At 68.8% G+C, this 13,433-nt stretch carries 15 protein-coding genes; 1 reads left to right on the top strand and 14 read right to left on the bottom strand.

The window, feature by feature from the left end:
• Positions 1–42: 42 nt before the first annotated feature.
• From dmpH to M0L44_RS01870, 14 genes are all read right to left on the bottom strand, one after another.
• On the bottom strand, positions 43–831 hold the full coding sequence (dmpH, locus tag M0L44_RS01805) for a 2-oxo-3-hexenedioate decarboxylase (protein WP_022979331.1): 789 nt from the start codon (positions 829–831) through the stop codon (positions 43–45).
• An 11-nt stretch (positions 832–842) separates the two neighbouring features.
• On the bottom strand, positions 843–1,628 hold the full coding sequence (gene dmpE / locus M0L44_RS01810; protein WP_252767896.1) for a 2-oxopent-4-enoate hydratase: 786 nt from the start codon (positions 1,626–1,628) through the stop codon (positions 843–845).
• Positions 1,629–1,670: 42 nt separating this feature from the next.
• Entirely contained in the window at positions 1,671–2,531 is an 861-nt protein-coding gene (locus tag M0L44_RS01815; protein WP_252767897.1) for an alpha/beta fold hydrolase, read from the bottom strand.
• Entirely contained in the window at positions 2,528–3,982 is a 1,455-nt protein-coding gene (locus M0L44_RS01820) for a 2-hydroxymuconic semialdehyde dehydrogenase (RefSeq protein ID WP_252767898.1), read from the bottom strand. The genes M0L44_RS01815 and M0L44_RS01820 overlap by 4 nt, the downstream gene beginning before the upstream one ends.
• A 43-nt stretch (positions 3,983–4,025) precedes the next feature.
• A complete protein-coding gene (locus tag M0L44_RS01825) occupies positions 4,026–4,493 on the bottom strand; it encodes a GlcG/HbpS family heme-binding protein (protein ID WP_256489921.1) in 468 nt (155 codons plus the stop codon).
• Between the two features lie 19 nt (positions 4,494–4,512).
• Positions 4,513–5,409, bottom strand: coding sequence for a SphA family protein (locus tag M0L44_RS01830; RefSeq protein ID WP_252767899.1), 897 nt, complete (start codon positions 5,407–5,409; stop codon positions 4,513–4,515).
• 77 nt (positions 5,410–5,486) lie between these two features.
• The gene (locus M0L44_RS01835) at positions 5,487–6,431 is read right to left on the bottom strand and encodes a catechol 2,3-dioxygenase (RefSeq protein WP_252767900.1); all 945 of its coding nucleotides are present in this window, start codon (positions 6,429–6,431) and stop codon (positions 5,487–5,489) included.
• 20 nt (positions 6,432–6,451) lie between these two features.
• A complete protein-coding gene (locus M0L44_RS01840; RefSeq protein WP_252767901.1) occupies positions 6,452–6,823 on the bottom strand; it encodes a 2Fe-2S iron-sulfur cluster binding domain-containing protein in 372 nt (123 codons plus the stop codon).
• A gap of 13 nt (positions 6,824–6,836) precedes the next feature.
• On the bottom strand, positions 6,837–7,898 hold the full coding sequence (locus M0L44_RS01845) for an NADH:ubiquinone reductase (Na(+)-transporting) subunit F (protein ID WP_252767902.1): 1,062 nt from the start codon (positions 7,896–7,898) through the stop codon (positions 6,837–6,839).
• Positions 7,899–7,906: 8 nt separating this feature from the next.
• A complete protein-coding gene (locus M0L44_RS01850) occupies positions 7,907–8,263 on the bottom strand; it encodes a phenol hydroxylase subunit P4 (RefSeq protein ID WP_252767903.1) in 357 nt (118 codons plus the stop codon).
• Positions 8,260–9,828, bottom strand: a complete 1,569-nt coding sequence (locus M0L44_RS01855) for an aromatic/alkene/methane monooxygenase hydroxylase/oxygenase subunit alpha (protein WP_252767904.1) — start codon at positions 9,826–9,828, stop codon at positions 8,260–8,262. Before M0L44_RS01855 ends, M0L44_RS01850 begins: the two co-directional genes overlap by 4 nt.
• 38 nt (positions 9,829–9,866) lie before the next feature.
• Complete coding sequence (locus M0L44_RS01860; protein ID WP_022979342.1) at positions 9,867–10,136, bottom strand: MmoB/DmpM family protein; 270 nt, start codon at positions 10,134–10,136, stop codon at positions 9,867–9,869.
• Between the two features lie 32 nt (positions 10,137–10,168).
• A complete protein-coding gene (locus M0L44_RS01865; RefSeq protein ID WP_252767905.1) occupies positions 10,169–11,164 on the bottom strand; it encodes a ferritin family protein in 996 nt (331 codons plus the stop codon).
• A 20-nt stretch (positions 11,165–11,184) separates the two neighbouring features.
• Positions 11,185–11,412: a phenol hydroxylase subunit gene (locus M0L44_RS01870; RefSeq protein ID WP_022979344.1), complete on the bottom strand. Its 228-nt coding sequence runs from the start codon at positions 11,410–11,412 to the stop codon at positions 11,185–11,187.
• Positions 11,413–11,696: 284 nt separating this feature from the next.
• Between M0L44_RS01870 and M0L44_RS01875 the strand changes: the two genes are divergently transcribed.
• The gene (locus M0L44_RS01875) at positions 11,697–13,433 is read left to right on the top strand and encodes a sigma-54-dependent Fis family transcriptional regulator (protein WP_252767906.1); all 1,737 of its coding nucleotides are present in this window, start codon (positions 11,697–11,699) and stop codon (positions 13,431–13,433) included.

Below are 13,433 nucleotides of genomic sequence, written 5' to 3' on the forward strand. Positions count from 1 at the left end.
TCTTTCAAATCTTTCAAGGAGAGGATTCGGATCGGCCGCGCCTCAGGCGAAGCGCAGCGACACGGTGCCCAGGTCCTGGAAGCGCACCGCGATGTGGTCGCCGGCCTGCACCGCGATGGCCTCGGTCACCCCGCCGGTCATGATGAAGCTGCCGGCCGGGATCTCCTGCCCGCGCGCACCCAGGTGGTTGGCCAGGGCCGCCACCGCCGCGGCCGGGTGGCCCAGCACCGCGGCACCCGCGGCCATGGCGACGATCTTTCCGTTCTTCTCCATCACCACGCCCAGGGTGCGCAGGTCCACGTCCTCGACGTTGCGCGCTCGGCCCCCCACCACAAAGCGCGAGGCCGAGGTGTTGTCGGCAATCACGCTCTTCAGGTCGAACTTGAAGTCGCGGTAGCGGCTGTCGATCACCTCGACACCCGGCAGCACGAAGTCGATGGCCGCCATCACCGCGCCCACATGGCAGCCGGGGCCGCGCAGCGGCGCCTTGGTCACCACGCAGATCTCGGCCTCCACCTTGGGGTGGATCAGCTCCTTCACCGCGATGGCCGCACCCTCGGGCCGGCTCATGTAATCGCTGACAAAGCCGAAGACCGGCACGTCCACGCCCATCTGCTTCATCTTGGCGAAGGAGGTCAGGCCGCACTTGAGGCCCACCGTCTTCTGGCCGCGCGCTTCCTTGCGGCGGCGGATCTCGTCCTGGATGGCGTAGGCGTCGGCCCAGTCCATGTCCGGGTGCTCGTCGGTGATCTTGGTGACGTCGTGGGCCTGCAGCTCCGCGGTCTCCAGGTGCTCGGCCAGGCCGAGGATGGTGTTCTTGTCGAGTGCCATGGTCCCTGCCCTCATTCCACGAAACGCACCGACGTGCCACCCAGGCCGCCGACGCTGCAGTACAGGCTGTCGCCGGCCTTGACCGGCACCAGCGGCGATTGCGAGCCCGAAAGGATCACGTCGCCCGCCTTGAGCGAGATGCCCAGGCGGCCCAGCGTGTTGGCCAGCCAGGCCACCGCATTGACCGGCGAGCCCTGCACCGAGGCCCCGCAGGAGGTGCTGACGATCTCGCCGTTCTTCTCCAGCACCATGCCGGCCAGCGCCAGGTCCAGTTCGCGCGGGCTGCGGCGCACGCCGCCCAGGGTCAGCACGCCGCAGGAGGCGTTGTCCGCCACCGTGTCCTGGATCTTGATCTTCCAGTCCTTGATGCGCGAATCGACGATCTCGAAGCAGGGCATCACGCAGTCGGTGGCGCGCAGCACGTCGGCCGCCGTCACGCCCGGGCCGGTCAGGTCACGGCCCAGGATGAAGGCCACCTCGGCCTCGGCCCGCGGGGCGATCAGCGAGGACACGCGCACCGGCTCGCCCTCGTTGAAGACCATGCCCGAGAGCAGGTGGCCGAAGTCGGGCTGGTTCACGCCCAGCATGTCCATCACCACCTGGCTGGTGACGCCGATCTTCTTGCCCACCACCGTCTCGCCCGCGTCCAGCCGGCGCTGGATCATGCGCAGCTGGATCTGGTAGGCGTCGTCGACGGTGATGGCGGGCTCACGTTCGGTGAGCGGGGCGACGGGCTGGCGGCTTTGCAGCGCCTGGTAGAGCTCGTCGCCGTAGTGCTGGATGAGGGCAGCGTCCATGGCGGTTCCGTGTGGAGGGTGAATCGATGAAGGAAAGGTGCGTCAGGCCGCGTCGGCCTCGGCCAGGAAGTCCCCGACCAGGCGGGCGAAGCGCCCGGCGTGCTCGATCTGCGTCCAGTGGCCGCAGTGGCCGAAGACATGCAACTGGCTGTTGGGGATCCACTGCGACAGCGTCAGCGAGGTCTGCAGCGGGATGACCTGGTCTTCGCGGCCGTGCAGGATCAGGGTCTCGTGCGGCAGCGCACGGATCGCGGCCTCGGGGCTGGCCATGGCGTCCACCCAACGCTGGCGCGGGGCGGGGAACATGGCCGAGAAGGACTCCTGGAAGCCCGGACGGATGCTGGCCTCGTAGCGCAGCCTGGCCAGCTCGTCGTTGACCAGCGAACGGTCCCAGGCGAAGGTGTCCATCAGCGCGCGCATGGTCTGGATGGAGGGCTCGTAGCCCCACACCGCGTCCAGCCCCGGCGTGATGGCGAAGGGCACGCCCACCGAGCCCATCAGCACCAGGCGGCGCACCCGCTGCGGGGCACGGATGGCCAGGGCCAGCGCCAGCGCGCCGCCGAAGCTGTTGCCCACCAGGTCCACCTGGGGCAGCTCCAGCGCGTCCATCAGATCCAGCGCCTGCTGCACCCAGGTGTCCATGCTGTAGGCGATGCCGGCGGGCCGGTCGCTGTAGCCGAAGCCCACCATGTCCGGCGCGATGACGCGCCGCTGCTGGGCCAGCGCCGGCATCACCAGGCGCCAGTTGGCCCAGGCGCTCACGCCGGGGCCGGAGCCGTGGATGAACAGCACCGGCGGCTGGCCGGGCGCCGAGGCCCCCAGGTCGTGGACGTTGGTCTCGAAGGCGCCGGTGCGCACGCGCCGGCCCAGCTCGGGGTTGGTCTTCAGGTCGGGCGCGTTCACAGCTTCACCATCACGTTGCGCAGCTCGGTGTAGAACTCCAGCGAATGCACCCCGCCCTCGCGGCCGATGCCGGAGGCCTTGGCGCCGCCAAAGGCGGTGCGCAGGTCGCGCAGGAACCAGCTGTTGATCCAGCACAGGCCGACCTCGATCTCGCGCGCCATGCGGTGGGCGGTGGCCAGGTTCTGCGTCCACACGGTGGTGGCCAGGCCGTAGTTGGTGGCATTGGCCAGGGCGATGGCCTCGTCCACGGTGTCGAAGGGGGCGATGTGGCAGCAGGGGCCGAAGATCTCCTCGCGCACAATGGGCGAGCTCTCGGGCAGGCCGGTCCAGATGGTGGGCTGCACCCAGTGGCCGGAGGCCAGCGCGCCGGGCATGTCGGGCACGCCGCCGCCGGTCACCACGGTGGCGCCCTCGGCCTTCGCCTTCTCGTAGTAGCCCAGCACCTTGGCCCGGTGCTCGGCTGAAATCAGCGGACCCAGGCCCACGCCGGGCTCCTCGGACGGGCCGACCTTGAGCGCCTGCGCCTTCTCCTTCAAGGCCTGCACGAAGCGGTCGAAGATGGGGCGCTGCACGTAGACGCGCTCGGTGCCCAGGCAGACCTGGCCGCAGTTCTCGAAGGCGCTGCGGGTGATGCCGGCCACCGCCTTGTCGAAGTCGGCATCGGCGAACACGATGCCGGCGTTCTTGCCGCCCAGCTCGAAGCTGACCGGACGCACGCCCTTGGCGGCGGCGGCCATGATGGCCTCGCCGGTGCGGGTCTCGCCAGTGAAGGTGATGCCGTTGACGCCGGGGTGGCGGGTCAGGAACTCGCCGGCCGAGCCGGGGCCGAAGCCGTGCACCACGTTGTAGACGCCCTTGGGCACGCCCACCGCGTTCATCACCTCGCCCAGCAGCGTGGCGGTGGCGGGGGTTTCCTCGGAAGGCTTGACGATCACGGTGTTGCCGCAGGCCAGGGCCGGGCCGACCTTCCAGGTCATCAGCAGCAGCGGGAGGTTCCAGGGGCAGACCACCGCCACCACGCCCAGCGGCGAGCGCAGCGCGTAGCTCAGCGCGGTGCCGCCATCGGGCGTGCCCATCTCGAAGCTCTCGGTGGGCACGTTCTTGACGATGTCGGCGAAGACCTTGAAGTTGGCCGCACCGCGCGGGATGTCGATGTGCGAGGCCAGCGACAGCGGCTTGCCGGTGTCGGCCACCTCGGCCTGCAGGAAGTCGTCGAAGCGGCGGTTGATCTCGTCGGCCACGGCGTAGAGCAGCTCCACGCGCTTGACCACGCTCATGCGGCCCCAGTCGCCCTTGAGCGCGGCCCGGGCGGCGCCCACCGCGGCGTCCACCTCGCGCTCGCCCGCCTCGTGCACCAGGCCCAGCACCCGGTTGTCGACGGGGGCGTGGTTCTCGAAGGTCTTGCCGGTGGCGACGAACTCGCCGTTGATGAAGTTCAGGTACTGGTGCATGGTGATGTCCCCGCGGGAAGTGAAGAGAGAAATTCGTCGGGCCTCAGCCCAGGCCCACGGCCTGCAGGCCGGCCCGGGCGCAGGCCTCGTCCTGCTCGGCCGAGCCACCGGACACGCCGATGCCGCCGATCAGCGCGCCGCCCTCGGCGGCCGGCCGCCGGATCGGCAGTCCGCCACCGAAGACGACCAGGCGCGGCCGCTGCACGATGCCGATGCGCAGGGCCTCGTCCTCGGCCAGCAGGGACATCCACTGGCTCGTCGGGAAGCCGAAGCTGGCGGCGGTGTAGGCCTTGTCGATCGCGATGTCGACCGAATGGAGGAAGGCGCCGGGCATGCGCAGAAAGGCCGCCAGGGTGCCCCCGGCATCGGTGACGGCGGCGTTGATGCGGATGCCCAGCGTGCCGGCATAGGCCACCGCGGCGGCCACCATGCGGGCGGCAGCCTCGGCGCTGACCACGGCCTGGTCGGTACAGACCGGGCCGGTGGCAAGGGTCGGTGCGGTGGCGTTCATGCGGCGCTCCTCGTGACGCTCAGAAGGCCTTGACCAGGGTGAAGCGCAGCAGGTGGCCCTTGGGCTCCACGCTGGTCGCGGCCTGGGAGGCGAACTCCTGGTAGAAGGCGCCCTTGAGGAACAGACCCTGGGACAGCATCGGGTAGATCAGCTCGGCCCCCGCGGCAGAACGCGAGGCCTTCTGGTCCAGCGCGCCGGGGCCGCTGTCCTTGCTCATCTGCTGCTGGGTGTAACCCACCAGGCCGACCACCACCGGGCCCAGCGCCTTGCCCAGGCCCCATTCCACCGACAGGGTCTGCCCCGGCTTGAAGCCGCTGCTGGTCGTGCGGTTGAACTCGTAGCGCGCCAGCACCGAACCGGTCCAGGTCTTGCCGGCGTCGAAGTAGTAGGTTCCGCCGGCCGTCAGCATGGTCGAGCCGTAGCCCTTGCCGGGCGAGGCCGGCGAGTTGGTCGAGCCGCTGTCCAGCCAGTAGCCGGCCGCGGCCACCGCGTCCCAGTTGCTGCCGTGCCAGCCCAGCACCACCGGCCCCAGGTAGATGTCGCCCAGGTCGGTGTCGTTGTCGTGCAGCGGCACCACGCCCAGGTCCAGCTGGGTGCGTTGCACGGGGACGATGGTCTCGACGCCATAGTCGGCGCCCAGGATCTTGTGGTCGGTGATCCAGACCAGGCGGTTGGCCAGGGCCGTCACGTGGATGCTGTTGCTGCCGGGCAGGTCTTCTTTGGTGCCCGGGGCACGCACGGTGTCGGCCTTGTAGTCGGCCAGGTAGCCCAGGTAGTAGACGCCGGGCGGCGGCACGCTGGCGGCCTGCACGCCTTCGACGCCCGGCACATAGTGGCCGGCAGCCTGGGCACCCAGGCCCGCGCACAGGCCGGCCGCCAGGGCCAGGGTGGTCTTCAGAGAGGTGGAAAAGCGCATGGATGAGGTTCCTTCGCGGTGGGTCGTGTTCTTGTGGATGCGGTCCGGGGCCACCGCAGGGCGGCCCCGGTGGCCGATCAGGTGTAGACGTCCGTGAAGGAAGGCACCGCCTCGCCGGTGTGATAGAAGATCCCGCTCCAGAGCTGGTCCTCGGTCCAGGTGGTCACCGGCCGGTCGCGCTGGGCCAGGTAGCCCAGGCCGGCGAAGGTCTCGTTGCGGTTGCCGCTGGGGTCGAAGAAGTAGATCGTCTCGCCGCGGGTGATGCCGTGGCGGGTGGGTGCCACGTCGATCTTGGTCTTGTTCTTGGCCATCACGTCGGCCGACTTCAGCACGTCGTGCCAGCTGTCCAGGAAGAAGGCGATGTGATGCAGACCGCTCTTGGCGCCGCCGACGAAGGCGATGTCGTGCGGCGTGGTGGTGCGCGCCAGCCAGGTGGCCGCCTGGATGCTGCCGCCCGGGCCGACCACGACCTGCTCGGTCAGGAAGAAGTCCAGCACCTCGGTCATGAAGCGGGTGTTGTCCGCCACCGTGTTGATGCCGGCCTCGGGGTTCATCTCGCACATCAGCAGCGCGTGGTCCAGCCAGTGCGCGCCGGCACCGCGGATGTCGTCCGGCCACGGGTCGGGGTTGACGGTGCCGACGTCGGTGCCCACGTACTCCTTCATGGCGTACAGGCGCATCTCATGGCCGCTGGGCAGCTTGAACTGCAGCATGCGACCGGTGGCCGGCAGCGTGCCTTCGGGCAGCATCTCGGTGTGGATGCCCCAGGTCTCGATCTTGTCGCGCAGCTGGTCGAGGTCGGCGTCCTTCTCGACCTTGTAGGCGATGTGGTTCATGCCGGCCTGGTCCGAGGGGGTCAGGATCAGCGAGTACTTGTCCCACTCGTCCCAGCACTTGAGGTACACGTTGCCGGCCTTGTCCTGCATCGTCACCTTCATGCCGATCACCTTCTCGTAATGGTTCAGGGCCGCGGCCATGTCCATCACGCGCAGGCTGGCATGCCCGATTCTCAATACACCCATGCTTGTCTCCTGGTTGTCGTTCACTGCGGTTGGTTCAGGGAGGGGCCCGCCGCCACCGCTGCGGCATAGCCCTTGAAAAACGGCTTCTCGAACTTGCCCACCACCTCCAGCACCACCGGGGTGCTGGGGGCGACACGGCAGGCCAGGGTCACGCCCTGGCATTCCTCGTCGGCGCTGACATGGGCCCGGCTGACCGGCCCCAGCGCATGGATGGCGCCCTCCACGACGCGGACCTTGCACACGCCGCAGCCGCCGCTGGCACAGCCCACCGGGATGCCCTTGCGGCCCAGCTTCAACATGCCCGCCAGCAGGCTCTCGTCATGGGCGCAGGGGTAGTGCTCGCCGGTCTGGGTCAGGGCCACCGTGACCTTGGTTCGGGTGTCGAAGATCATGGTCAGGACCTCCTCAGACGTTCTTGAACAGGGGGCTGCGCACCGCGCTGGCATCCGCGGCCGAGAGGAACTTCTCGGTGTGGATGTCGCGCTCGAACAGCCGGCCCTGCATCAGGGCGCCGATGCAGGCCTCCACCATCGGCGGCGGGCCGCAGAGGTAGGCCTTGTGGCCGGCAAAGCCCTGCGGGAAGGCCGCCTTGGCGGCCTCGTGCACGTAGCCGCGCGCACCGGTCCAGTCCGTGCCTTCCGGCTCGTTGGACAGCACCGGGATGTAGCGCAGGTTGGGGTGCCGGGCAGCCAGGGCCAGGAACTCGTCATGGCCGTAGAGTTCCTCGCGGCTGCGCTGGCCGTAGACCAGGGTGATCGGCGTCGTGCAGCCGCCGTCGAGCAGGTCCAGGATCATCGAGCGCGGGCTGGACAGCCCCGAGCCCCCGGCCATGAAGACCATCGGCGCGGGCGAGGACTTGCGCACGAAGAAGCGGCCGTAGGGGCCACTGAGCCGGAGCGTGTCCCCCACGTTCAGCGACTGGTGCAGCCAGGTGGTGCCGGCACCGCCGGGCACCTGGCGCACATGCAGTTCGATGCTGCGGGTGCGCTCCACGTCGGCCGGGGCATTGGCGATGGAGAAGGCCCGCGCGCCGACGCCCGGGATGTCCAGCTGCACGTACTGCCCGGCCTGGAAGTGCAAGGGCTGGTTGAGCGCCAGCCGCAGGCCCTTGATGGTGGGCGTGAGCGCGGTGATGGCCTGCACCGTGGCCTGGAAGTCCCGCACCGGAATGATCTCGGCGTCGGGCTCCTCGTCGATGTCGGCCTCGATCACCGCATCGCTTTGCAGCGTGGCGCAGCAGGCCAGGGTCTTGCCGTCCTGGCGCTCGTCTTCCATCAGCGCGAAGGGGTTGGCCGGGCCATGGTCCACCTCGCCATCGCAGACCTGCACCTTGCAGGTGCCGCACAGGCCGTGACCACAGGCGTGGGGCAGGTAGATGCCCTGGCGCAGCGCGGCGTCGAGCAGGGTCTGGCCCTCCTCCACCTCCAGCGTGGCACCCAGGGGTTCGATGGTGAGCATGTAGCCCATGGCTGGCCTCAGCTGCAGGAGCCCGCGATGCCGTTCAGGCCCGGCGTGCGGAAGTGGATGGCGTCCTTGTGGCCCAGGCCGTTCTCGGCCAGGCTCTTGGCGCGGTCCGGCCGCCAGGGCTGGCCGGCCTTGGTCCACTCGGCGCGGTCCCAGTCGATGCGGGCAAAGTCGGGGTGCTCACCGTAGATGCCCGGCAGCACCTGGGTCAGCAGGGCGTCGAAGGGCAGGTCCGGCGGCAGCGGCAGACAGTACGGGGCCGCAAACATCAGGTGCTGGTCCCAGCCGATGTACAGCAGCGGAGCCGGGAAGTTCTCCCGCACGTCGGCGACGGGGAAGCGGTAGGGGGCGGCGGCAACGACGGTCATGCCTGTTCTCCGGAAGCGGTATTGGTGCCATCGCCGCGCCAGGCAGCGAAGTTCTTCTGGTCTTCGGACCCTTCGAAGTCGAAGTTGTCGCGGCCCACGTTGAGCTCGTAGTAGTCGAGCACCGCGGCCAGCGGGTCGAAGCCCGGGGCCGTCGGATCCACACCCGGCTTGAAGCAGTGGCCCTGGTAGATCTGGTGCACCGGCAGCCAGGCCTGGACGTACTTCTCCGGCTCGTGGTCGAAGATTTCCTTGCAGTGGTCGCTGCAGAAGTGGAACTTGTCGCCCAGGTAGCTGGACTCGCGGTAGGCGATCTGCGTGGCATCGCCCGGCTCGGTGAAGAGCATGGGGATCTGGCAGGTCTGGCACAGCATCGGCAGCGTCTTGCTGTAGAAGCGCTGGCCTTGTTGCTGGCGCTCGCGGTAGTGCTCCAGGCGCGGTCGGTACAGGGCATCGAAGGTGTCGGGGTACTTCTCCGACAGCCACTGCAGCTCGTCGTCCTTGGGCACCCAGGTGTGGAAGGGCGCGGCGGCGGCGTAGTTGTAGAAGGTGTTCCAGGCCTGGTGGCTGATGTGGTCCTTGCCTTCGCAGGCGTCCTTCCAGCCCTTGGGCTCACGGATGCCGTAGCGCGCCAGGTCCTTGAAGAGCGCGCCGCCATTGCTCTCGGCGTACATCTCCCAGGCTTCCTTCCAGCTCATCACGCGCTTGGGCAGCATGTAGTCCTGCATCATGGCCACCAGGGTCAGCAGGCGGTAGCCGCGCCAGAACCACTTGTCGATCCAGCGCTGGACGATGGGCACGTTGTCCGGGTCCTGCTCCAGCATGAACTTGATGCACTCGATGCCCAGCGTCATGTGGCGCGACTCGTCGCTCTGCGCCGAGAAGCCGAAGGTCACGGTGGACATGTCGCCGTTGTGCGCCGCGCCCGACATGAAGGGCACGAACAGCAGGTTGGTCAGCACGTACTCGAAGGAGAAGCTGACCGCGGTCAGGAACTCGAACGGCCCGGCGGTGCAGGCGTCCTCGAAGAAGGACTTGGGCACGGACAGGTACCAGACCCGGTCGAACCAGTGGTTCGGGCTGTGCAGGCCGTTGAAATACTTGTTGTAGTGGGAGAGCGCATGCGTCTCGGTCTGGTAGTGGCGCAGCTCGTCGATGGACTGCATCTGCGCCGCCACCCGGGCGCCCTCGCCAGTGAACTGGCGACCCACATGGGCGAAGCCGCGGTGGGCGTAGTACTCCAGCGGGGTCACGCCCTGCAGGAAGAGCTTGAGCGCGTTGACATAGCGCGCGTCCGCCACGCCCAGCTGGCCGTTGTTCTGGGCGAAGGCCTCGATCACGGCGTAGAGCTTCTTCTCCTTCTCGCCCTGGTACTTCCAGTAGGCGTCCATCGTCAGGCGGAAGGGGTCCTGCCACTGGTCCCAGTCGTGGATCTTCAGACCCTCGTAGCGGTCATAGGGGAAGACCTTGTCCATCGGCTGGTAGCTGGTTTCCCAGCCCAGGCCGCGGGTCATGGCGGCGTAGCGTTCCTTCAGGCCCAGCTTCTTGCGGGCGACACGGGTGTCCATGGGGCTTGTCTCCGGTGTGGTGGCGCGGGAAAGAGAACTCAGTGCTTCCAGCTCAGCGTGAGCTGGTCGTCGTCCTCGTCGACGTGGCCGGACAGCGTCACCAGGTTCACCTGGATCTGCTGCAGGTCGTAGCTGCGGCCGGTCTGGGACTCGATCGTTTCGCGGCGGATCGTCAGGTGGCCCGGGGCGTCGATCTTCACCAGGCCGGTGGGGTGGCTGACGATGGCGTGCGGGTTGTCGGCCAGGATGGCGTCCACGACGGGACGGGATTCCTCGTTGGCCTGGAAGGCGATGAACACGTTGGACATGGGGAAGGCTCCTGTCGTGGGATGGGCGCGGTTCAAAGGGCCAGGCCGGCCTTGGTGCAGCGGGCCTGCCAGGCCTCCCACACCTCGTCGATCACGGTCTGCGCGGTCTCGCCCAGCACCATCTCGGCCACCGGCGCCAGCGCGCCCTTGGCACGTTCGCCCCACTGGCGGGCCCAGTCGGACAGCAGGCGGCGGTTGTCCTCGCTGGCGGCTGCGGCGGTCTTGACCACGGCATCGACCCAGCGGGCGCTTTCCTCGTGCCACTCGGGCATGAAGGCGGTGAGCATGGCCACCGCGGTGCCGCCCTGCAGGCTCAGGTGGTCGTCCACCAGGGCGCCGTAGACCAGCGGATACAGCAGACCATCCAGGGCCAGGTTCTGGGCCACGAACAGGGCCATCGGGTCAGCCTCGACAAAGCTGTCCTCGACGTAATGGCGCAGGCGCTGCCAGGCCGGCGCGCCCATCCAGGCGGCCTTGCCTTCGTCCAGGGATTCCGGACCGCCCAGAGCCAGGCCCACGCGGGTCAGGTACTGGGCGGCGCCCAACTGGTCCATGGCGTGGAACATGGCCGGCGCGGTGAAGGGCGTGCCGAAACCGTAGGCGCAGATGGCGGCGTTGTTCATGTTGCCGCCCCAGGCCACATGGCGCAGCGGCATCAGCAGGGTCAGGGCCTGGGCCTTCACGGCCTCGGGCATCCGGTCGGCCAGACCGCGCTGCTCGACGAACTGGAAGTTGGCCTCCATCGCCTCCTGCTGGCGGGCGCGGGCCATGGTCCAGGTGGCGTAGTAGTACTGGCGGGGGTCGCGCAGCACGTTCCAGTCGGCCAGGCGGATGGCGCTGCGCGCCGGGTCGAACAGGGTGTGGGCCGGATCCCAGGTGGGCCGGTAGTGGAAGTGGGTCAGGGCCTGGGCCCCGAGCGTGGCTTCCAGATAGCGCGAGGCCGGCTTGTCGCCGCCCTGGGCCTGGGCCACATGGCTGAAGGTGTGGCGCAGGGGCTGGATCTCGCGGGCCTGCAGATCGATGTTCATGGGGCTTGTCTCCTGGTGGTTCAGCGGCCGTCCGCGGGGCCGTCCAGCCGTTCGACGCGGTGGGTCGCGCAGAACGCCTCGAAGGCAGGCCCGGGCAGCATCAGTTCCACCGACAGGTCGGGCCAGCCGATCGCGAAATCGAAGCTGACCAGGCCGTCGTCCCGCACCGCCTGCACCCGCACGAACTTGCGCAGAAGCCCGGTGGCGGGGGCATCGGTGTCGGCATGGCGGGTGGCGGGAGCGTTCACGGCGGTCGTCCTGTCGGTGGATGGGCCTTCTTTGCGAAGGGCGTGCCAATCCCGCGGTCCGATGATCAAAATCTCGATATTTCAAGGGAAAACCCCATGCGGAGTGGCATTCCCGCCCCCGAAACGATCCCGCGGATCAAGCCCTGAACTGCCTCGCAAGACCGGAATTTCCCTGTCAGGCCTTGGACTTGCTGGATCAAATGACGCACAATCCTCGGAGGGACTTCACCAAATGATCAAAACAAGCCGGAAGCCCGCGATTCAGTGCCTTGAACTGCATTCGCATGAATCTCGAGATTTATGCGCAGACCGCCGGAGACAACGTGGCCCCGCCGAAATCCCGCCCCCCGACCGATGACGACCTCAAGCGCCTGCTGCGCTTCTCCCCCGAGAGCGGGGCCATCTGGCTGGGCGAACACCGCATGGTGCTGATGGACACCCAGGCCCTGAGCGCCCTTCGGCGCGACCTGCTGGGCTCCGTGGGCCCGGAGCACACCCGCCGTCTGCTCACCCGCATGGGCTACGCCTGCGGGCTGCGCGATGCCGAGTTCGCCCGCCGCCGCCGGCCCGACATGGCGCCCGAGGAGGTGTTCCAGGTCGGCCCGCAGCTGCACATGCTCGAAGGCGCGGCCCGGGTCAGCCAGCTGAGCCTGGAGATGAACATGCGCACCGGCCAGTACCACGGCCGCTACCGCTGGGACGACTCCTGGGAAGCCCATGCCCACCGCCAGCTCTTCGGGCCGGCCAGCGAGCCGGTGTGCTGGACCCTGCTGGGCTATGCCAGCGGCTACACCAGCGCCTTCATGGGTCGGCTCATCCTGTTCAAGGAAGTGCAGTGCGCCGCCTGCGGTGCCGACCACTGCCTGATCGAGGGCCGCCCCATCGAGGACTGGCCCGATGGCGAACAGCACCGCACCTACTTCGAGGATGACTCGCTGCTGGACAAGATCGAGGCCCTGAGCCGTCAGGTGGAGGCCCTGACCACCAGCCAGCCCGATGCCCAGGCCGGCATGCTGGTGGGCACCTCGCCGGCCTTCCAGCGGGCCCATGACCTGCTGCGGCGCGCCGCGGCCACCCAGGTCTCGGTGCTGCTGACCGGCGAAACCGGCGTGGGCAAGGAACGCTTCGCCCGCGCCCTGCACACGCTGTCGGACCGCGCCAGCGGCCCTTTCGTGGCAGTCAACTGCGCGGCCCTGCCGGCCGAGTTGATCGAGGCCGAACTCTTCGGCGTCGAGAAAGGTGCCTACACCGGCGCCCACGCCACCCGGGCCGGCCGCTTCGAGCGGGCGGACGGCGGCACCCTGTTCCTGGACGAGGTGGGCGACATGCCGCTGCCGGCCCAGGCCAAGCTGCTGCGGGTGCTGCAGGAAGGCGAGGTGGAACGCCTGGGTGCCGAGCAGCCGCGCAAGGTCAACGTGCGCCTGGTGGCCGCCACCAATGTCGACCTGGAAGCCGCGGTGGCCGCCGGCCGCTTCCGGCGCGACCTGCTCTACCGGCTCAACGTCTACCCCATCGCCATTCCGGCCTTGCGCGAACGCACCGCCGACATCGCCCCGCTGGCCCAGCACCTGCTGCAGCGCTACGCAGCCCAGCACCACAAGCGCCTGCTGGGCTTCAGCGACCGCGCCATGGCGGCCCTGCTGTCCCACGGCTGGCCCGGCAATGTGCGCGAGCTGGAGAACCTGGTGGAGCGCGGCGTGATCCTGGCCCTGCCCGGTGGCTCCATCGACGTGGAACACCTGTTCCCCAACTTCCGCGACACCGACAGCGCCGCGCTGGACCCGCACGGCCACTTGGCCGCCGCCCTGACGGACAACGAGCGTGCCCTGTACGAGCGCATCCTGGACAGCGGCGTCTCGCTGGACACGCTGGAGGACCAGTTGCTGAACCTGGCGGTCGAGCGCAGCCAAGGCAACCTCTCCGGCGCGGCACGGCTGCTGCAGCTGACCCGCCCCCAACTGGCCTACCGGCTCAAGCGCCGCCAGTCCGGCGAGGGCGCCACCCCGAACGAGGAGCTCTGA

The organism is Ideonella oryzae, from assembly GCF_024055665.1.
Taxonomy (GTDB): Bacteria; Pseudomonadota; Gammaproteobacteria; order Burkholderiales; family Burkholderiaceae_C; genus Ideonella; species Ideonella oryzae.